This is a genomic window from Micrococcus sp. iso_239, from assembly GCF_056173395.1.
Genome location: NZ_CM149672.1, coordinates 1,906,493 through 1,925,096 on the forward strand (window position 1 = coordinate 1,906,493; position 18,604 = coordinate 1,925,096).

The 18,604-nt window shown below is 75.6% G+C and carries 20 protein-coding genes and 2 tRNA genes; 10 read left to right on the forward strand and 12 right to left on the reverse strand.

Annotation, left to right across the window (positions count from 1 at the left end; translation table 11 throughout):
* Positions 1-11: 11 nt before the first annotated feature.
* Positions 12-710: a LuxR C-terminal-related transcriptional regulator gene (locus AC0VX2_RS08880; RefSeq protein WP_144820106.1), complete on the reverse strand. Its 699-nt coding sequence runs from the start codon at positions 708-710 to the stop codon at positions 12-14.
* Positions 707-1,966, reverse strand: a complete 1,260-nt coding sequence (locus AC0VX2_RS08885) for an ATP-binding protein (protein ID WP_078025935.1) — start codon at positions 1,964-1,966, stop codon at positions 707-709. The genes AC0VX2_RS08880 and AC0VX2_RS08885 overlap by 4 nt, the downstream gene beginning before the upstream one ends.
* A gap of 96 nt (positions 1,967-2,062) precedes the next feature.
* Here AC0VX2_RS08885 and AC0VX2_RS08890 point away from each other — a divergent pair, with 96 nt between their 5' ends.
* The 3 genes from AC0VX2_RS08890 to AC0VX2_RS08900 all read left to right on the forward strand — a co-directional run bounded on the left by AC0VX2_RS08890 (position 2,063) and on the right by AC0VX2_RS08900 (position 4,997).
* Entirely contained in the window at positions 2,063-3,127 is a 1,065-nt protein-coding gene (locus tag AC0VX2_RS08890; protein ID WP_078025936.1) for a PspC domain-containing protein, read from the forward strand.
* A gap of 89 nt (positions 3,128-3,216) precedes the next feature.
* The gene (locus tag AC0VX2_RS08895) at positions 3,217-4,248 is read left to right on the forward strand and encodes a 6-phosphofructokinase (protein ID WP_078025937.1); all 1,032 of its coding nucleotides are present in this window, start codon (positions 3,217-3,219) and stop codon (positions 4,246-4,248) included.
* Positions 4,245-4,997 (forward strand): GNAT family N-acetyltransferase, encoded by a 753-nt coding sequence (locus AC0VX2_RS08900; protein ID WP_063188694.1) that lies wholly within the window; start codon positions 4,245-4,247, stop codon positions 4,995-4,997. Before AC0VX2_RS08895 ends, AC0VX2_RS08900 begins: the two co-directional genes overlap by 4 nt.
* A gap of 13 nt (positions 4,998-5,010) precedes the next feature.
* On the opposite strand, the gene ygfZ is transcribed toward AC0VX2_RS08900, so the two are convergent.
* The 3 genes from ygfZ to AC0VX2_RS08915 form a co-directional block, all read right to left on the reverse strand.
* A complete protein-coding gene (ygfZ, locus tag AC0VX2_RS08905) occupies positions 5,011-6,207 on the reverse strand; it encodes a CAF17-like 4Fe-4S cluster assembly/insertion protein YgfZ (RefSeq protein ID WP_102708518.1) in 1,197 nt (398 codons plus the stop codon).
* Complete coding sequence (locus tag AC0VX2_RS08910) at positions 6,204-6,872, reverse strand: nitrobindin family protein (RefSeq protein ID WP_036337900.1); 669 nt, start codon at positions 6,870-6,872, stop codon at positions 6,204-6,206. The genes ygfZ and AC0VX2_RS08910 overlap by 4 nt, the downstream gene beginning before the upstream one ends.
* A gap of 187 nt (positions 6,873-7,059) precedes the next feature.
* Positions 7,060-7,866 (reverse strand): hypothetical protein, encoded by an 807-nt coding sequence (locus tag AC0VX2_RS08915; RefSeq protein WP_223247462.1) that lies wholly within the window; start codon positions 7,864-7,866, stop codon positions 7,060-7,062.
* A gap of 101 nt (positions 7,867-7,967) precedes the next feature.
* On the opposite strand from AC0VX2_RS08915, the gene mshD reads away from it, so the two are divergent.
* From mshD to asd, 7 genes are all read left to right on the forward strand, one after another.
* Positions 7,968-8,921: a mycothiol synthase gene (gene mshD / locus AC0VX2_RS08920; RefSeq protein ID WP_078025939.1), complete on the forward strand. Its 954-nt coding sequence runs from the start codon at positions 7,968-7,970 to the stop codon at positions 8,919-8,921.
* A 138-nt stretch (positions 8,922-9,059) separates the two neighbouring features.
* On the forward strand, positions 9,060-10,070 hold the full coding sequence (locus AC0VX2_RS08925; RefSeq protein ID WP_145015361.1) for an NUDIX hydrolase: 1,011 nt from the start codon (positions 9,060-9,062) through the stop codon (positions 10,068-10,070).
* Positions 10,071-10,129: 59 nt separating this feature from the next.
* Complete coding sequence (locus AC0VX2_RS08930; protein WP_041103569.1) at positions 10,130-10,486, forward strand: GNAT family N-acetyltransferase; 357 nt, start codon at positions 10,130-10,132, stop codon at positions 10,484-10,486.
* Between the two features lie 82 nt (positions 10,487-10,568).
* Positions 10,569-11,399, forward strand: a complete 831-nt coding sequence (locus tag AC0VX2_RS08935; protein WP_101965853.1) for a thymidylate synthase — start codon at positions 10,569-10,571, stop codon at positions 11,397-11,399.
* 22 nt (positions 11,400-11,421) lie between these two features.
* Positions 11,422-11,982, forward strand: coding sequence for a dihydrofolate reductase (locus AC0VX2_RS08940; protein WP_095694878.1), 561 nt, complete (start codon positions 11,422-11,424; stop codon positions 11,980-11,982).
* 1 nt (position 11,983) lies between these two features.
* Positions 11,984-12,214 carry an NF038396 family protein gene (locus AC0VX2_RS08945; protein WP_098094553.1) on the forward strand — a complete coding sequence of 77 codons (231 nt, stop codon included), beginning with the start codon at positions 11,984-11,986 and terminating at the stop codon, positions 12,212-12,214.
* Positions 12,215-12,224: 10 nt separating this feature from the next.
* The gene (asd, locus tag AC0VX2_RS08950; protein ID WP_167754951.1) at positions 12,225-13,397 is read left to right on the forward strand and encodes an aspartate-semialdehyde dehydrogenase; all 1,173 of its coding nucleotides are present in this window, start codon (positions 12,225-12,227) and stop codon (positions 13,395-13,397) included.
* A 204-nt stretch (positions 13,398-13,601) separates the two neighbouring features.
* Here asd and AC0VX2_RS08955 read toward each other — a convergent pair whose 3' ends face one another.
* From AC0VX2_RS08955 to AC0VX2_RS08985, 7 genes are all read right to left on the reverse strand, one after another.
* Entirely contained in the window at positions 13,602-14,801 is a 1,200-nt protein-coding gene (locus AC0VX2_RS08955) for a UDP-N-acetylmuramate dehydrogenase (protein WP_101965855.1), read from the reverse strand.
* Positions 14,798-15,289, reverse strand: a complete 492-nt coding sequence (locus tag AC0VX2_RS08960; RefSeq protein ID WP_101965856.1) for a MaoC/PaaZ C-terminal domain-containing protein — start codon at positions 15,287-15,289, stop codon at positions 14,798-14,800. Before AC0VX2_RS08960 ends, AC0VX2_RS08955 begins: the two co-directional genes overlap by 4 nt.
* The gene (locus tag AC0VX2_RS08965) at positions 15,289-15,738 is read right to left on the reverse strand and encodes an FAS1-like dehydratase domain-containing protein (protein ID WP_036381490.1); all 450 of its coding nucleotides are present in this window, start codon (positions 15,736-15,738) and stop codon (positions 15,289-15,291) included. The genes AC0VX2_RS08960 and AC0VX2_RS08965 overlap by 1 nt, the downstream gene beginning before the upstream one ends.
* A gap of 40 nt (positions 15,739-15,778) precedes the next feature.
* Positions 15,779-16,072, reverse strand: a complete 294-nt coding sequence (locus tag AC0VX2_RS08970) for a hypothetical protein (protein WP_036381486.1) — start codon at positions 16,070-16,072, stop codon at positions 15,779-15,781.
* Between the two features lie 89 nt (positions 16,073-16,161).
* Positions 16,162-16,235, reverse strand: a tRNA-Met gene (locus AC0VX2_RS08975).
* Between the two features lie 59 nt (positions 16,236-16,294).
* Positions 16,295-16,366: transfer RNA gene (locus tag AC0VX2_RS08980), tRNA-Thr, on the reverse strand.
* An 85-nt stretch (positions 16,367-16,451) separates the two neighbouring features.
* A complete protein-coding gene (locus tag AC0VX2_RS08985; protein ID WP_095346308.1) occupies positions 16,452-18,599 on the reverse strand; it encodes a DEAD/DEAH box helicase in 2,148 nt (715 codons plus the stop codon).
* Positions 18,600-18,604 lie beyond the last annotated feature (5 nt).

Below are 18,604 nucleotides of genomic sequence, written 5' to 3' on the forward strand. Positions count from 1 at the left end.
TGCCGCGGGGCTCAGGCGTATCCGCGGCGCGCGGCCCAGCGGGTCAGCTCGTGGCGGTTGGAGAGCTGGAGCTTGCGCAGCACGGAGGACACGTGGGTCTCGACCGTGCGGTCCGAGATGAACAGCTCCGCCCCGGCCTCCCGGTAGGTGTAGCCGCGGGCGATCAGCCGCATGACCTCCCGCTCCCGTGCCGAGAGCCGGTCGAGGTCCTCGTCGGGGGCCGCAGCCCCGCTCGTCGCCGCGGCGGGGACGAGCGGGGGCGCGGGCGCCGTGCCGCGGAAGGCGTCGAGGACGAACCCGGCCAGCCGGGACGAGAACACCGCGTCGCCGTCGGCCACGCGGACCGCCGCGTCCGCCACCTCGGCGCCGGAGGCCGTCTTGGTGATGTAGCCGCGGGCCCCCGCACGGATCACGGCGACGACGTCCTCGGCCGCGTCCGAGACGGACAGGGCCAGGAACCGCTGCGCGGGTCGGCGCGCGAGGACACGCTCGGCCACCTCCGCTCCCCCGCCGCCGGCCCCGCCGGGCAGGTGCACGTCCAGCAGCACCACATCCGGCGCCAGGTCCAGCACGGCGCGGACGGCCTCGTCCACGTCCCCGGCCTCACCGACGATGGCCAGTCGGTCCGGGTCCAGGTCGGCGCGCAGGCCGGAGCGGAAGATCGCGTGGTCGTCCACGTTGACGGCCGTGCGCGGGGCGGGGTCGGTCATGGGTGCTCCTGTCCGGTGCGCGCTCGCGCACCCTCGGGCTCGGCCAACGTCAGGTGGACCTCGGTGCCGCCCGGGCCGGACCGGATGCGGGCGGTCCCGCCGGCACGGCCCATGCGGCCGAGGATCGACTCCCGCACGCCGAGCCGGTCGGCCGGGACCGTGGGCAGGTCGAAGCCGGGACCGCGGTCCCGGACGAACACCTCCGCGACGGTGCGGCCGCGGTCGTCCTCACCGGCCTCCGCGAAGACCTGCGCGTCGCCGGCGTGCCGGGCCGCGTTCTGCATGGCCTCGCGCGCCGCGGCCGCGAGCGGCTCGAGCCACGCCCCCGCGGCCCGCCCCACGGCCACGACCTCCACCCGGGCCCCGTGGGCGTCCTCGACGGCGGCGGCGTGCTGTTCGAGCGCCTCCGCCAGGGAGTGCGGGCCGCCACGGGAGTCCAGGGCGAGGAACTGACGCAGCTCACGCTCCTGGGCGCGGGCCACCCGGGCCACCGCGTCCGCGTCCTGGGCGCGCCGCTGGATGAGGGCGAGGGACTGCAGCACCGAGTCGTGCAGGTGCGCCGCGATCTCGGCGCGCTGGGCCTGCACCGCGAACGCGGTCCGCTCCGCGTCCCGTCGGCGCAGCCAGGCCAGGACGTAGGGCATGGCCACCAGCGCCGCGCCGGCGAGCATCGCGACGGCGGCCAGCAGAGCCCGCCACAGCTCGCCCGAGCTCACGGCGCCCAGGACGATGGCCAGCACCGCCAGCAGCACGAGGGCCGTGCCGAGCACGAGGCGGACCAGTCGTCCGCTCCGCCCGGCCCGGGGCCCGCCCGCCAGGTCGAGCTGCATCCAGGCCAGGCCGAGGCCGATCACGAGGACGGCCACCGGGCCCACGAGCGCCCAGTCGACGGCGAGGCCGAGGCCGTCCGCGACGGTCAGCACGCCCACGCCGAGCACCACGGCGGCCAGCAGCACCGGCCAGCCGCCCTCGCGCACCCGCTCGAGCACCTCGGGGGCGCGACCACGCAGGGTGGGGGCGTCGGCGGCAGGAGCGCCGTCCGGACCCTCCTCCGGCACGAGCAGCCAGAGCCACACGTACAGGGCCAGGCCCGCGCCGCCCAGCAGGCTCAGCAGCGCCAGGGCCGCGCGGACGCGGCCGGCGGGCATCCCGAGGTGCCGGGCGAGCCCCGCGGCGACGCCGGACACCGGACGGTCGGCCCCGTGCCGCATCAACGGCGGACGCGGGGCCGGCGCGGGCGCGGACGGGGTGGGCATGCCCCCATCCTGCCGCGTCGGACGGGGCGGCACATCCGGGGAGGATTCCGGGAGTTCCCGGATGGGCGGGGGCCGCAGGCGGACGAGGATGGAGACATGACGAGCACACACGACCCGTTCACCGGCCCCGGCCCCCACGTCGCCCCCGACGGAGCCGCCGCGGGCGAGACCGGCCCCGACGGACTGGACGCCCTGCCGGGCTGGCTGCGCCGCGCCGTCCTGAGCTGGGGCGTGCGCCGCTCGCCGGCCTCGTGGGTCGGCGGGGTGCTCGGCGGGGTGGCCGAGCGCTACCGCATCGATCCGCTGCTCGCCCGCGGCGTGTTCGTCGCCGTGTGCATGGTCTCCGCGGGCCTGGGCCTGCTGGCCTACGCGGCCGCCTGGGCCGTGCTCCCCGACCCCGACGGACGCGTGCAGTTCGGCCGCCTGCGCCGCGGGGAGTGGCAGGACGCCACCGTGGCCATCGGCGTGATCGGGGCGATCGGCGCCCTCAACCTGCTGCTCGGCGCCGGGTTCACCCTCATCGCCCCGGCCGTGGGCGGCCCCGGCTCCCTCGTGGGCCTGGGCGCGCTGGCCGTGCTCGTCTGGTGGCTCGTGACCCGCTGGGACGGCCGGGCGCAGGCCCGCGTGGCCCCGGGCCGGGTCCCCGACGCCGACCAGCCCGCCCACGCCGTGCCGCGCCCGGCCTGGTACGTCGGCGGAGGTCCGCGCGAGCGGGCGGCCGAGGTCACCGACCCGCACGGCTTCCGCCCCGAATGGATCGACCCCGCGACCGGCACCTGGCGCGACCACGTCCACTCCCGCGAACGGCGGGCCGCGACGCGCCTGGCCGAGGAGGCCCCCCGGGCGGCCACCGCCCCGACCGGCTCGGGGTCCGCAGCCACGGCCGCGAAGCCGCGCCTCGGGCCGATCGCGCAGGCCGCCACCTACGCCGGGGCCGTCCTCGCCGCGCTCGCCGCCCTCGGGATCAGCCTGCTGCTCGGCGTCGGTCCGACCCCCACGCTGCTGGCGGTGCCCATGCTCGTCGCCGCGCTCGCGGTGATCGCCCCCGTCCTGCTGGGCGCTCTGCTCAGCGGCCGCCGTCCCGGCACCCTCGGCCCGGCGAGCGGCATCCTCGTGGGTGCGACGGCCCTCCAGGTCGCCGTCCTCGTGGCCCTCGGCTGACCCGCCGCCCGTCGCCCGTCCCCTGACGCGACGCGGCGGGCACGCCTAGGGTGGTGCCGACCCCCACGAGAACGCCCGAGAGGACCCCCATGCGCGTCGGAATGCTCACCTCCGGAGGCGACTGCCCCGGCCTCAACGCCGTCATCCGCTCCGCCGTCCTGCACGGCATCAAGTCGTACGACATGGAGATGGTGGGCATCCGCAACGGGTGGTCCGGCCTGATCGAGAAGGACGTCGAGGACCTGCCCCGCTCCCGCGTGCGCGGCCTGGCCCGCACCGGCGGCACCATCCTCGGCACCTCCCGCACGCACCCCTACAACGCGGAGGGCGGCGGCCCGGAGAACATGCTCCGCAACCTGCGCGAGCTGGACATCGACGCCGTCATCGCGATCGGCGGCGAGGGCACCCTGGCCGGCGCGAACCGCCTGGCCGCGGACGGGCTGCCGATCGTGGGCGTGCCCAAGACGATCGACAACGACCTGCAGGGCACCGACTACACGTTCGGCTTCGACACGGCCGTGCAGATCGCCACGGACGCCATGGACCGGCTGCGCACCACGGGCGAGTCCCACCACCGCTGCATGGTCGCCGAGGTCATGGGCCGCCACGTCGGCTGGATCGCCCTGCACTCGGGCATGGCCGCCGGCGCCCACGCGATCCTCATCCCCGAGGTCCGCACCCCGATGTCCCAGGTCGCCGAGTGGGTGCAGCAGGTCCACGACCGCGGCCGCTCCCCGCTGGTCGTGGTGGCGGAGGGCTTCATCCCCGAGGGCCACGACGACCCGCTGGCCGAGGCCGGGGTCGAGGCGTCCGGCCGACCGCGTCTGGGCGGCATCGGCGAGTGGGTGACCCGCGAGATCGAGGAGATGACGGGCATCGAGACGCGCAGCACCATCCTGGGCCACATCCAGCGCGGCGGCGCCCCCACCGCCACGGACCGCGTGCTCTCCACGCGCTTCGGCATGGGCGCCGTCGACCTCGTCGCCCAGCGCCGCTGGGGACAGATGGTGGCGGCCAACGGCACGGAGATCATCTCCATCCCCATGAGCGCCGCCCTCAAGGGCCTCAAGAAGGTGCCGGTCTCCCGCTACGACGAGGCGAAGATCCTGTTCGGCCGGTGAGACCCGACCACCCCGCCGTCGGCGTGCTGGCCCTCGGGCTGGCGCGTCGGCTCGGCCTGCCCGACACCGCGCTGCTGCCCGACGACGCCCCGGCGGCGGGCGCCGAGCCGCGCCGCATCGAGGTGGCCCGGCAGGGCGTGGCCGAGGCGGAGGTGCTGGCCCTGCCCTGGGCCACCGTCGTGGCGGGGCCGGCGTGGTTCACGCGTGCCTGCCGCGGCGTGCCCGCCGAGGCGCTGGGCGTGGAGTCGGCCCTGCTGCGGACGGCGGTGCGCGCCGCCGCCGGGGAGGCCGTGCGCTCGCGCGGCGAGTTCACGCTCTACGCCGCCGAGGAACCGCCGCCGGTCGACCCCTCGCGCACCGTCGCCGTGTCCGACGACCCCGCCCACGTCCACGCCGTGGTCGCGCAGGCCCCCGCAGACGACGTGGCCGAGGCGGGTGTCCCCTCCTGGGAGTCCTCGGTCGCGCTCGTTCCCGACGACGGCGCGGGACGGGCGATCGAAGCCGCGGTGGCGGCGGCGGGGCATCGCGTGACGGGCGGCGTGCTGGCCTCGCTGGGCACCCTCACCCCACCGCGGCTGCGCGGTCGTGGGCTCGGCCGCTACGCGGTGGCCGTGGCGATGGACCGGGCGGCGCTGGAGGGGCTGCTGCCGTTCGCCGAGGTGCCGGCGGGCCACACGGCCGCGCACCACGTGGCGATCGCCGTCGGGCTGGAGGCGGCGGGCACGCGGACCGTCCTCGCGCTGGACTGAGCCGGCGAGTCGGTCAGCGCAGGCGGCCCACGCCGCGCGGTCGGCCGACGACCTGCCCGGCGTCCGGGGACACGAGCGGCTCCTGGCTCGCGGCGATCCAGCCGCCCTCGGCGGCACCGTCCTCGCCGGGAGCGTCCTCGCGGACCAGCAGCTCGGCGTCCACGGGCACCGTGCGCTTGAGCAGCGCCAGGGCGACGGCGCCCGCCTCATGGTGCTGGGCCGCGGCGGTGACCGTCCCCACCGGACGGGCGGCGGCGCGGGCCTCGGGCGTGTCCTCGGCCGGCCGGAGGATCACGGGGGCACCGTGCTCGGGGAGCGCGTGGACGGAGCCGTCCAGGAGCAGGCGGGTGAGGCGGCGGGGCGGGCGGCCCAGGTTGTGCACGCGCGCCACGGTCTCCTGACCGCGGTAGCAGCCCTTCTCGAGGTGCACGGCGGTGCGCAGCAGGTCCAGCTCGTGCGGGATCGCGCGGTCGTCCACGTCGAGGGCCCGGCGGGGGCGGCCGGCCTCGATGCGCAGCGCCTCGGCCGCCGTCGTGCCCGCCAGGGACCAGCCCGCGAGCACGCCCGTGCCGAGCGCGCGGACGGTGGCCTCGAGGTCGGCCCGGGTGACGAGGTACTCGCGCCAGGACCAGTCCGCACCCGGGTGGGTCGCCGGATCCGGATCGGCCGTGTAGGCCCAGCCGCCCGCCCCGACGCGCGGCCACGGGTCCAGCCACACGGTGCGGTCCTCCCAGCCGGGCACGGGCGCGGTGGCGCCCACGACGGCGACCGCCCCGGTGTGGTCCCGCAGCGTGACGTCGTGGGAGAAGCGCATCGAGGTGAGCCACGCGGCGAGGCCCGGGCCGTCCTCGCGGTCCGTGACGAGCCAGGCCGCGGCGCCGTCCTCGAGCAGGTGGGCGGCGTGCTCGATCCGCCCCTGCACGTCGAGGAAGAGGATCTCGGTGCTCGTGCCGGGGGGCAGCGTCTCGACGTGCTGCGTGCCGAGCGTGTGCAGCCAGCTCAGCCGGTCCGGGCCGGACACGGAGAGCACGGCCCGGTGGGAGAGGTCCACCAGGGCGCGGCCCCGGGCGAGGGCGCGCTGCTCGGGCAGGGGGCGACCGTAGTGCGCGGCGACGCCGGCGTCCGGGCCGAGGCCCTCGACGGCGCCGCCGGCCGGCCCCTGCGGCTCGGCCACGGCCAGGTCCAACAGCGGGCTGCGGGAGGCTGTCACGACTGCTCCCCGCGAGCCCCGCGAGGACGCTCGGCCCCCGGAGCGAGCCGACCCTCGGCCGCGCTCGGCATGCGGTCCAGGATGGCGGAGGCGTGCGCCTCGAGCTCGGCGCCCGCGGCGTCCGCGACGTCCCAGCGCCAGAACAGCTGCCCGTTCACGAGACCGGCCATGCGGGTGGCCCGGTGGTACGGGCCGGCGGCGGAGCCACGCAGGACCGCGTCCGTGGCCAGCTGCAGCTGCGGGCCCTTGATGCGGCCGTAGTACAGCTCGGACAGCGAGCCCGGATGCGTGATGGTGGCGGTCAGGCCGAAGCCCTCGTCACCGGCGCGCAGCCGCTCGACGTCCTCGGCGGAGCGGAACGCGGGGACGATGTCCGCCGGGCGCATGCCGGGGCCGACGTCGCCGTCGCGCCGCGCCCGGTCCACCTGCCAGAAGCCGGACTCCACGGTCAGCGGACGCAGCAGCGTGCCGTCCGCCTCGCACAGCCACGACTCCGCGCGGTACTCGACGAACGGCAGACCATGCTCGGTGAAGTCCACCCGCTGGTAGAAGATCTCGGTGCCGGCGGAGCCGTCGCCGAGGCGGCCCTGGCCCTCCCAGCTGCCGATGAGCCAGGACAGGGGCGCGAGCTCGGGGGTGAGGTCGTACGGGAGTTCAGTCGCCATGGCAGATCACGGCGCGGCCCGACAGCGGGCCGCGCGTCCTCAGCGCTGGCCCTTGAAGAGGCCGCTGATGACGACCGCAGCGACGGCGGCCATGCCCAGGCCGGCCAGGACCACGAGGGCCAGGAAGAAGATCTCGAGCGCAAGAAGGGTATCCATGCGGGACATCCTACCGAGCGGGCCCGACCTGTCAGGCCAGGAAGCCCACCATGACGTGCGCCACCACGCCGGCCGCGCCCACGGGCGCCAACGCGAGGGCGTAACCCGCCCGGCGCGGGCGCAGGGTGGTGCCCACCGGCCGGTCCTCGGGTCGCGGCCGCGACGACGGCGCCGTGGCGGCGGTCAGGGACACCAGCACGGCCACCGCGAGCGCCGCGGCCGTGACGGCCGGCCGGTCCCGGGCGCCCACGCCGGCCAGCGCCGAGACGGGCCAGGCGAGCACCGTGCCGAGGGGGATGACGACGAGCGCCAGGACTCCCGGCCGGCCCTGCATCCACGGGGTGAGGCCGACGAGGGAGACCGCGGCCACCGTGACCGCCAGCGTGATGACCAGCCCGGCGACCGCAGGGGTGTCGGTCCAGCGTGAGACGGCCACCCAGCACGCCGTCACGACGGCCATGAACGCCCCGCCCATCGTGGCGACGGTGGACTCGAGGCGCAGCGGCCGGCCGGTCCCGCGCACCAGCTGGACGACGAACGAGGCCATGGTGCTCCAGGCGACGACGACGGCGAGCGGCTCGAAGAGCGTCCAGGCCCCGCTGTGGCCGTCCTCGAGCGGCGGCCACAGCAGCATGAGCAGCACCGCGGCGCCCCCGGCGACGGCCAGGGTGACGCTGAGCGAGAGGCGCGCGGGCGCCCCCATCTGCCGCGGCCAGCCCCAGGCGATGACCAGGATCACGACGGCGGCGGCGAGGGCGGCGGGGACCGGGCCCAGCAACGCGGCACCGCCCAGGACGAGGGCGGCGACGGCCGCACTCAGGGCCATGGACAAGCGCATCACCTGCCCCATCCTGCCAGGTGCGCACCGGCTCGGCCCTGGGCGGGCGACGGCGGGGCGCACCTCGCGGGCCACCGTCCTCCTTCCGTAGGGTGGCCGGCATGGCCGAACACCCCACCCCCACGACCTCCGACGCCGACGGCATGCCGCGCGTCGTCACCCCGCGCCCGGAGGAGGCGAGCGCCGTCCTGGACCTGGCCGACCGCGCCGGGGCGGCGGACGGTCATCCCCCGCTGTCGGACCAGACGCGCGTGCTGCTCGCCCGCGGCGGGCAGCTCTGGTGGGGAGCCACCCGGGGCCCGGACGGGGCGATCGACGGGGCGGCCGTGCTCGTGCCCGAGGGCACGGCGGCCGTGCTCGAGCTCGTCGTCGACCCGACCGCACGCCGCACCGGCCGGGGGACGGTCCTGGCCGACGCCGCGGCCGCCGCGGTCCGGGACCTGGCGCGGGAGGAGACCACGAGCGTCTGGGCCCACGGCATGCTCCCGGGGGCGGTCCGGCTCGCCCGGCGGCACGGCCTCGAGCCCGTCCGCGAGCTGCGCCGGATGCGCCTGTCGCACGCGGCGCTCGCGGCCCTGCCGGAGGTGCGGCTCGCCGACGGGGTGGCCCTGCGCGGCTTCGTCCCCGGCCAGGACGAGCAGGCCTGGCTGGACGTGAACGCCGCCGCCTTCGCGGACCACCCCGAACAGGGCAGCCTGACCCGCGCCGACCTCGACGACCGCATGGCGGAGGACTGGTTCGACGCCGACGGCCTCCTGCTCGCCGCCCGCGAGGCGGACGGGCGGCTGCTCGGCTTCCACTGGACGAAGGTGGAGCCGGATGCCGGAGCCGACGGCCCGCGCGTCGGGGAGGTGTACGCCGTGGGCGTCTCCCCCGACGCCCAGGGCCTCGGCCTCGGTCGGGCCCTGACGCTGGCGGGGCTGCACCGGATGGCGGAACAGGGAGTCGACGTCGTGGACCTGTACGTGGACGCGGACAACACGGCCGCCGTCACGCTCTACGCGTCCCTCGGCTTCGAGCTGTTCGCCGCCGACGCCCAGTACCGCCGCCCCTGAGACCCTCGGGCGGGGGCCGGCCGGGCACATCCCGGCGGCCTCGTATCCTGGTGTGGCCGGCCCCCGCGGGGTCGGCCACGCCCCGTGCCCTGCCCCAGCAGTCGTCGCGGCCGCCGCACCCCGAGAGGAACCCGCCCCATGCCCTCGTCCCACGCCGACCGCGTCGCCCGCTGGTCCACGGAGGACCGTGTCTCGGAAGGCCCCCGCGCCGAGGTGCTGGCCGCCGGCATGCTGCCGTGGCGCCGCGTGCCCGGCGGCCTCGAGGTGATGGTGATCCACCGGCCCCGCTACGACGACTGGTCGTGGCCCAAGGGCAAGCTCGATCCGGGTGAGACCCTGCCGGAGTGCGCGGTGCGCGAGCTGCGCGAGGAGGTCGGCCTCGAGCTGCGGCCGGGCATCCCGCTGTGCGTGACGGCGTACGAGGTGCCCGGCAAGCGGGGCGTACGTCAGAGCAAGGAGGTCTGGTACTGGGCCGCCGAGGTCGACGGCCAGCGCGCCCTCCCCGACGGCGACGAGGTGGACGAGGTCCGCTGGGTCGGGCCGGACGAGGCCCGGCGGCTGCTGACGAACGGCTCGGATCACGAACCGCTCGACCTGCTGCTGCGTGCCGCCTCCCGGGGGCGCCTGCGGACCGTGCCGCTGCTGGTGCTGCGCCACGCCAAGGCCAAGCCCCGCTCCTCGTGGTCCCGCGCCGAGCAGGAGCGTCCGCTGGCGGCGACGGGCCGGCGGCAGGCGCTCGCCGTCGAGGGCCTCGTGGCGGCCTGGCGGCCGGAGCGGCTGGTCTCCTCCCCGTGGCGCCGCTGCGTGGAGACGCTGGCCCCGCTCGTGAAGTCCAGCCGGCTGCCGCTGAAGACCAAGGGCGCGTTCACGGAGACCACGGCCCGGGAGAAGCCCAAGAAGACCCGCAAGGTGATGGCCGAGCTCATGGGCCGCTCCCGGCCGCTGGTCGTGTGCACGCACCGGCCGGTGCTGCCGACGCTGTTCGAGGTGGTCGAGGACGCGGCCGCCGGCCAGGCGGACCGCGTGCTGCGGGCCCTGCCGACCGAGGACCCGTGGCTGCGGCCCGGCGCTGTGCTCGTGGCGCACCGCGCGCTCGACCTCGACGGCGACGTGGTGGCCGTCGAGGTCTACGACCCCTGGGACGACTGAGCCGCCCGCGCGACCGGGCCACCGTTGAGCGGGCCCGCCCCCGGCCCTAGGCTCGGGTCATGGAGAACACCGCCGCCCAGAGCCAGCCCGAGAAGATCGTCCACGAGCGCCTCACGGTGACCCGGGACCCGGACCGTCAGCGCTTCGAGCTGCGCCAGGACGGGACCTTCATCGGGTTCCTCGGCTACGACCAGGAGACCGTGCGCGGCGCGGACGGCGAGGACACCGTGGTCCTGCGCCTGCAGCACACCATCATCGACGAGCAGTTCGGCCGCCGCGGCTACGCCCGCGCCCTCGTGACCATGGTCCTGGACCGGCTGCGCGCGGAGGGTGACCGGATCGTGCCCGAGTGCTCCTACGTGGAGGACTACCTGCGCCGCTACCCCGAGTACCAGGACATGGTCTTCCACGGCTGACCGGGGGCGGGGCCCTGCCCTGCCGGTACCCGCCTCCGCCGGGCCGTCGACGACGCTCAGCGCGTCCGCTCGGATCGCTAGAGTGGACCGGGTGAGCATCCCCACCCCCTACGAGGACCTCCTCGCCGACGTGATGGCCCACGGGGCCGTCAAGACGGACCGGACCGGCACGGGCACGCGCAGCGTGTTCGGCCGCCAGCTGCGCTTCGACCTGGCCGAGTCCTTCCCGCTGATCACGACCAAGCGCGTGCACTTCAAGTCGGTCGCGCTCGAGCTGCTGTGGTTCCTGCGCGGGGACTCGAACGTGCGGTGGCTCCAGGAGCGCGGCGTGCGGATCTGGAACGAGTGGGCGGACGAGGACGGCGAGCTCGGCCCCGTCTACGGCGTGCAGTGGCGCTCGTGGCCCACCCCGGACGGGGGCCACATCGACCAGATCGCCAAGGTCGTGGAGCAGATCCGGACGAACCCCGACTCGCGCCGGCACATCGTCACCGCGTGGAACCCCGCCGAGGTGGACGAGATGGCGTTGCCGCCGTGCCACGCGCTGTTCCAGTTCTACGTCTCCCCCGGTCAGGACGGCGCCCCCGGGCGGCTCTCATGCCAGCTCTACCAGCGCTCGGCGGACCTGTTCCTCGGCGTGCCGTTCAACATCGCCTCGTACGCGCTGCTCACGGTGATGGTCGCGCAGCAGACCGGGTTGACGCCCGGCGAGTTCGTGTGGACCGGCGGGGACGTGCACATCTACGCGAACCACGAGGAGCAGGTGCGCGAGCAGCTCTCCCGCGAGCCGTACCCGTACCCGCGGCTGCGGCTGCGGCGCACCCCCGCGTCGATCTTCGACTACGACTACGAGGACTTCGAGGTCCTCGACTACCGTCACCACCCCACCATCACGGCGCCGATCGCCGTCTGAGCCGAGGATGCGCAGCGACCCCATGAGCCGGGCCACCCGTCCCACCGAGCCCGTGATCGCCATGATCTGGGCCCAGACCCCCGAGCGCGTCATCGGCCGCGACGGCACCATGCCGTGGCACGTCCCCGAGGACCTCGCGCACTTCCGGGCCCACACGCACGGCCACCCCGTGATCATGGGCCGGCGCACGTGGGAGTCGTTCCCGGCGCGGTTCCGCCCGCTGCCCGGGCGCACGAACATCGTGGTCTCCCGCACCCTGACGGCCACCGAGGAGGCCGGCGCGGAGCTGCGGGCCGCGGGCGCCGTCGTCGTGCCTGACTTCGGGGCGGCCCTGGCCGCCGCGGCCGAGGCCGACGGCTGTGACACCGTGTGGGTGATCGGTGGGGCGACCCTCTACGAGCAGGCCCTCGACGTGGCCTCCCGCGCCGAGGTGACCGTGATCGACGCGGACGTCGACGGCGACACGCACGCCCCGCTGCTCGACGCCCGCTGGCGGCGCACCGCCGTCGACCCCGCCCCCGACGCGTGGCTGGACTCCGCCTCCGGCCCGCGCCACCGCTTCGAACGATGGGAACGCGACTGACATGGCCCCGACCGACTCCGACCAGCGTCTGCTCTCCCCGCAGGCGGTCACGTTCCTCGCGCTCGTCGCCCTGCCCGTGCTGGCGTTCGTGTGCGCCGTGTTCGGGCTGATCCTCGTGCTGCAGGGCAAGACCATCGCCGGGCTGGTGTTCCTGCTCGTGCTGACCCAGGTGTTCGCCGTGGGCGGTCTCATCGCGTGGAACAAGCGGAAGCGCGGGCAGCAGGGCCGCTAGCCTGGAGGGCATGACTTCCGCTGCCCCCGCATCTGTGAACGCCCCCGACGCGGCCGCCGTGCCCACCGTGGGCCTGGTCGGCTGGCGCGGCATGGTGGGGTCCGTCCTCCTGCAGCGCATGGCCGAGGAGGGCGACTTCGCCCGCGTCCACCCGGTCTTCTTCTCCACATCCAACGCCGGCGGTCCCGCGCCCGTGCTCGAGGGCATGGCCGGCGACCCGGGCGTGCTCCAGGACGCGTACGACGTGGACGCGCTCACGGCCCTGCCCGTGATCCTCACCGCGCAGGGCGGGGACTACACGCAGGCCGTGTACCCGAAGCTGCGCGCCGCCGGCTGGGACGGCATCTGGATCGACGCCGCCTCCACCCTGCGCATGGCGGACACCTCCGTGATCGCGCTGGACCCCGTGAACCGCGGCGTCATCGACGCCGCCCTGGCGAACGGGACGAAGGACTTCATCGGCGGCAACTGCACCGTGTCCTGCATGCTCATGGGCCTGGGTGGCCTGTTCAAGGCGGGCCTGGTCGAGTGGGGCACCGCCATGACCTACCAGGCGGCCTCCGGCGGCGGCGCCCGGCACATGCGCGAGCTGCTCACCCAGTACGCGGAGCTGGGCGGCGCGGTGCGGGCCGAGCTGGCCGATCCGGCGTCGGCGATCCTCGAGATCGACCGGAAGGTGATCGAGCTGCAGCGCGGCGGCCTGGACTCGACGCAGTTCGGCGTGCCGCTGGGCGGCTCGCTGATCCCCTGGATCGACGCCGACCTGGGCGACGGCGTCTCCCGCGAGGAGCGCAAGGCCTACGACGAGACGAACAAGGTTCTCGGACTGACCGGTGCGGACCGGATCCCGTTCGACTCGCTGTGCGTGCGGATCGGCGCCATGCGCTCCCACTCGCAGGCCCTCACCCTCAAGCTCACCCGGGACGTGCCGCTGGACGAGGTCGAGCAGATCATCGCCGCGGACAACGAGTGGGTGCAGGTGGTGCCGAACACCAAGGAGGCCACGGTCACCGACCTGACCCCGATCGCCGCGACCGGCACCCTGCAGATCCCCGTCGGCCGGCTGCGCAAGCTCAACATGGGTCCCGAGTACCTCTCGGCGTTCACCGTCGGCGACCAGCTGCTGTGGGGTGCGGCCGAGCCCGTGCGCCGCATGCTGATGATCGCCACCGGCAACCTCTGAGCCGCGACGCCGGCGCGGCGGCGCGCACCCGGCCCAGCCCCGGCCCCCGTACCCGGCCCCCCGCCCCCGGCCCCCGTTTTCGTTCGGGAAACGGCGGGTGTTCGGTCGTTGTCGTTCGGGAAACGGCGCCCGCCCCGCCAAGGGGCGCCGTTTCCCGAACGAAAGCACTCCTGGGGGCGCCGTTTCCCGAACGAAAGTGAGGGGTCAGAGGCTGGTGCCGATGATCATCGGCTCGGGGTGCAGCTCGACGCCGAAGCGTTCGCGCACGCCGTCGCGCACGGTGCGCGCGACCGTCAGGACGTCCTCGGTGGTCGCGTCGCCGCGGTTGGTCATGGCGAGGGTGTGCTTCGTGGACACCGACGCGCGGCCCCCGGCCAGGCCGGTGCCGTCGGCTCCGCGGCCGTCCGGCCCGCCCTCGCGGGGGGCGACCTCGGGCAGCCCGAAGCCCTTCGCGAAGCCCGCGCGATCGATCAGCCAGGCCGCCGAGAGCTTCACGAGCGGCGTCCCGTCCTCGGCCTGGCCGGCGGCGAACGCCGGGGCGCCGTCGGGCAGGGAGGCCCGCACGGACGCGGGCACGATCGGGTTTGTGAAGTAGCTGCCCGTGGACCACGTGTCCGGGTCCGCCGGATCGGACACCATCCCCTTGGCGGCGCGCAGGGCCAGCACCTCGCGGCGGACCACCGCGAGCGGGGCATGGGCGCCCTCCTCGACGTCGAGCGCGGCCGCCAGCTGCCCGTAGCGGACCGGCACCGTCGGCTCGGCGTCGGAGGAGGCGCGACGCAGCCGCAGGTCGATCGAGAGCACGATCCACCGGGGACTCGGCGCGCCGGTCTCCAGCATGGAGCGCTTGATCACGGAGTCGCGGTAGCCGAAGCGCAGGTCCGCGGGCGTCAGCTCGACGACGTCGCCCGCCTCCCGGTCCCACGCGCGCAGGGCGACGAGCACCTGCGAGACGTCCGCGCCGTACGCGCCGACGTTCTGCACGGGCGTCGCGCCGGCCGAGCCCGGGATGCCCGAGAGCGCCTCGATCCCGCCGAGCCCGTGCGCCACGGTCCATGCGACGGCGTCGTCCCACGGGTGGCCCGCCGCGATCCGCACGACGACGGCCTCCCCCTCGTGGTCCGCGGACCGGGCCCCGTCGCCGGCGGGCGGCGTCTCGCCCTCGCCGGGCAGCGGCCCGTCCAGCACGTGGATGCCCTCGAAGGCCAGCCGCACGACGGTGCCGGGGAAGCCGGCGTCCGCCATGAGGGTGTTGGAACCGCCGCCGAGGACGAACAGGGGCTCGCCCGCCGCGTCGGCGGCGCGCACGGCCTCGATCGCCTCGGCCTCGGTGCGCGCGGTGACCCACGCGCGCGCAGGCCCGCCGACGCGGGTGGTGGTGTGGTCCGCCAGCCGCTCGCTCACGCGCTCTCCCCCGCGGGGTCGGCCAGACGGACCACGGCCTGCGCCTTGGTCAGCACGCGCGGCTTCACCGCGTCCGGGTTGGTGACGTTCAGGTCGATCCGCACCGTCCCGGCAGCCTCGTCCACGGCGCCGACCGTGCCGACGACCTCGAGCGTGGCGCCGGGGACGGGCGCGCCGTCGTCGTCCGTGCGCCCCGTGGTGTCCGCGACCGGCACCATGCCGGTGAAGCGGGTCTGGTAGTCGACGACGGCGCCCGGGTCGCCCGCCCAGTCCGAGACGAGCTGCACGGCCGCGCCCATGGTGAGCATCCCGTGGGCGATGACGCCGGGCAGGCCGACGTGCTCGGCGAACGTCGGGGACCAGTGGATCGGGTTGCGGTCGCCGGAGGCACCCGCGTAGGCGACGAGGTCGGCGCGGGTGAACGTGACGGTGCGCGTGCCGACCACCTCGCCCCGGGCGAGGTCGGACAGGCGGGGGGCGGTGCTCATCAGGACTCCTCTCCCCGGACCAGCAGGGTGGACGTGACGGTGGAGACGGCAGCGCCGTCCAGATCCGCGATCTCGGTGACGGTGGTGACCATGCGGTTGCCGCCGAGGGACTTCACGGCCTCGACCCGCACGGTCGCCACGACCTCGTCCCCGGCCACCAGCGGGCGGTGGTGGACGAAGCGCTCGTCCGCGTGGACCACCCGCGAGAAGTCGATCCCCAGCTCGGGATCGGCGACGACGGCGGCCTCGGCGCGCTGGGCGATGACGACGGCGAAGGTCGGGGGGGCGACCAGGTCGGCGTGTCCCAGGGCCCGGGCGGCCGCGACGTCGTGGTGCGCGGGATGGTGGGCCTGCACGGCCTCGGCGAAGCCGCGGACCGCCTCACGACCGACCTGGAAGGGGGGCGCGGGCGGATAGCTCCGCCCGGCGACGTCGGGGTTCACGCTCAACTCGGGCCTCCTGCGGGACGGTTCTCGACTGCCGTCCAGCCTAACGGCCGGGGCGCCGCTCCCCCTGCCGGCGGGCGGCCTGGCGGAAGCGCACGAGCTGGGCGGACAGGTGCACGGCGACGCCCGCGCCGAGCACGCCCAGGGCGGTCCCGGAGACGGCGAGGCGTCCGGTGGTCCCGCCGACGACCGCCAGCACGATGCCCACGAGGAACAGCGCGGAGCCGGTCAGCACGAGGGTCCGGTACAGCCGGGAGCCGTGCTCCCACGGGGAGACGAAGCCGCGGGGCGCGGTGGTGCCGCGGGCGGGCTGGGGGGCGGGGCGACGCGTGGACATGCCCGCCAGGCTACCGGGGCGACGGACGGGCCCCGGAACGCGAAAGGACCCGGCCCCTCCGAGGAGGTGACCGGGTCCGTCCGATTCCGTAGCGGCGGGGGGACTCGATCCCCCGACCTCACGATTATGAGTCGTGCGCTCTAACCAGCTGAGCTACGCCGCCACGACACAAGAACGCCCGCACTCACGGTTTCACGCCGCGAGGGCGGGCTCTCATGTCAGAGCCCCGACCGGGAATCGATCCCGGGACCTCCATCTTACCAAGATGGCGCTCTACCACTGAGCTATCGGGGCAACGAGGTGAGACTCTACCAGGGCCCCGGGGCCGATGCAAAATCGGCCCCGGCTACGGCCTCCGGGGGTCCGCACCCCGGCCGGATCAGCGGCGGGCGCCCCGATCCGAGCGCTCCTGGGCGCCCCAACGGGGCTTGCGGCCGCCGGGGCGTCCCCCGCGGTCGTCCCGGTCCTTGCGGAAGCCACCGCGATCCTCACGGAAGCCGCGGTCGTCCCGGTCCTTGCGGAAGCCGCCGCGCTGGCCGCCGTCGCGGTCCCCGCGGAAGCCGCCGCGCTCGCCGCGGTCCTTGCGGAAGCCGCCGCGGCGCTCACCGCGGTCCTCGCCGTCGCGCTCGGCGCGGGTCGGGCGGCCGGTGTCCTTGCGCAGGCCGAGGCGACGGCCGTTGATCTCGGCGTTGGCCGCGGCCTCGAGCTGGGCCGAGGTCAGGTCTGCCGGCAGCTCGACGAGCGAGTGGTTGCCACGCAGGTCGATCGCGCCGATGGCCGAGGCGGGCAGGCCCACCTCGTTCGCCAGCGCACCCACGATGTTGCCCGGCCGCACGCGGTCCTGGTGGCCCACGGCGATCCAGTACGTCGCGTTGCCGGCCGCAGGTTCCCGGGCCGGGCCACGCGAGCCGCGGCCGTCACTCGTGCCGCGCTCACGGCCGCCGTCGCGCCCACCCTCGCGGCCTCCGTCGCGGTCCTTGCGGCCGCGGGCGCCGCCGAACGGGATCTCCTGCTCGCGGGCCAGCAGCGGGCGGCCGCCCTGGGTCATCATGCCCAGCGCGGCGGCCACACGCGCCGGCTCGACCTCGTGCTCGTCGACGTACGCGGCGACGATCTCACCGAACACCGCCAGCTCCTCCTCCGAGGCGCGCTCGAGGGTGCGGGTGATGCCGTCGGCGAAGCGGCGCTTGCGGGCCGCGTTGACGTCGGCGACGGAGGGCACGGCCATCTCCTCGACCTGCTGGCGGGTGGTCCGCTCGATCTGCTTGAGCAGGAAGCGCTCGCGCGGGGTCATGAAGAGCACGGCGTCGCCCTGGCGGCCGGCGCGGCCGGTGCGGCCGATGCGGTGCACGTAGGACTCGGCGTCCTGCGGGATGTCGTAGTTGACCACGTGCGAGATGCGCTCGACGTCCAGGCCGCGGGCGGCGACGTCGGTGGCCACGAGGATGTCCACGCGGCCGGCCTTCAGGTCCTCGACGGTCTTCTCGCGCTGCTTCTGGGCGATGTCGCCGGAGATGGCCACGGCCTTGAACCCGGCGCGCGTGAGCTTCTGGGCGAGCTCCTCGGTGCCGGCACGGGTGCGCACGAAGGCGATGACGCCGTCGTGCTCCTCGGTCTCGAGGATCCGGCTCAGGGCCTCGAACTTCCACTGGTGACCCACCTGCAGGTAGCGCTGGCGGATCGTGGCGGACGTCGTCGACTGACGGGCGACGGCCACCTCCTCCGGGGCGTTCAGGTACTGGGCGGAGATGCGGCGGATGGCCGGGGGCATGGTGGCGGAGAACAGCGCGGTCTGCTTCGTGTCCGGGGTGGAGGCGAGGATGCGGTCCACCTCCTCCGCGAAGCCCATGCGCAGCATCTCGTCCGCCTCGTCCAGCACGAGGGTCTGCAGGTCGGACAGGTCCAGCGAGCCGCGCTCGAGGTGGTCGATCACGCGGCCCGGCGTGCCGACGACGACCTGCGCGCCCCGGCGCAGTCCGGCCAGCTGCGGTCCGTAGGGGGAGCCGCCGTACACGGCGAGCACGGAGACGTCGTCGAGGTGCTTGGCGTAGCCGTCGAAGGCGTCGGCCACCTGGAGGGCGAGCTCGCGGGTCGGGGCGAGGACGAGCACCTGCGGGGTGTCCGCGCGCCCGTTCACGTCCGTGGTCTCGGCGAGTCGGGACAGCGCCGGCAGCGCGAACGCGCCGGTCTTGCCGGTGCCGGTCTGGGCCAGGCCCACGACGTCGCGGCCGTCCAGCAGCAGCGGGATGGTCGCCTCCTGGATCGGCGAGGGGTGGGTGTAGCCCAGGTCCTCGACGGCGGCCAGCACGCGGGCGTCCAGGCCGAGGTCCAGGAAGGTGGGGCCGGCGGGCTCGGCGGGGGTTTCGGGGGCGGCGGGCTCGGCGGCGTCGACCTGCGGGACGGTCCCGGTGGCCTCCTGCTCCGCCTCGGCGAGCTCGGGGGCGACGGTCTCCGCCTCGGGGGCGGTCTCCACGGGCGCGGCGGTCTCCGCCTCGGCGGTGGTCTGGGGATCGAGGATGTCGGACATGGGTC